The organism is Burkholderia sp. SIMBA_062 (assembly GCF_046534765.1).
GTDB classification, from domain to species: domain Bacteria; phylum Pseudomonadota; class Gammaproteobacteria; order Burkholderiales; family Burkholderiaceae; genus Burkholderia; species Burkholderia ambifaria.
The window spans coordinates 1-254 of sequence record NZ_JAWRYD010000436.1 but is presented as its reverse complement, the minus strand read 5'-3'; the positions used below and the strand labels follow the sequence as shown (position 1 = coordinate 254).

The window sequence follows — 254 nt, the reverse complement described above, 5'->3', positions numbered from 1 at the left end:
GAAAGTTTGTCCGCGGCCACCGCGAGAATCACCAGCATGCCGGTGATCAATACCTGGTAGACCGAAGAAACGCCGATCAGTGTCAGGCCGTTTCGAAACACGCCGACAATCAGCGCGCCGAGCAGCGTGCCGGAAATCGAACCGCGCCCGCCGAAAAGACTCGTGCCGCCGAGCACGACCGCGGTAATGCTGTCGAGATTCTCTGTTTGCCCCGCTTGCGGATCGCCCACGCCGGTACGCGATACAGACAACAG

General features: G+C 61.0%; 1 protein-coding gene. It reads right to left on the bottom strand.

What is annotated here, in order from left to right; translation table 11 throughout:
- Positions 1 to 254 (bottom strand): ABC transporter permease (locus SB786_RS36975; RefSeq protein WP_410731679.1); only part of this gene is annotated, 254 nt, incomplete at both ends.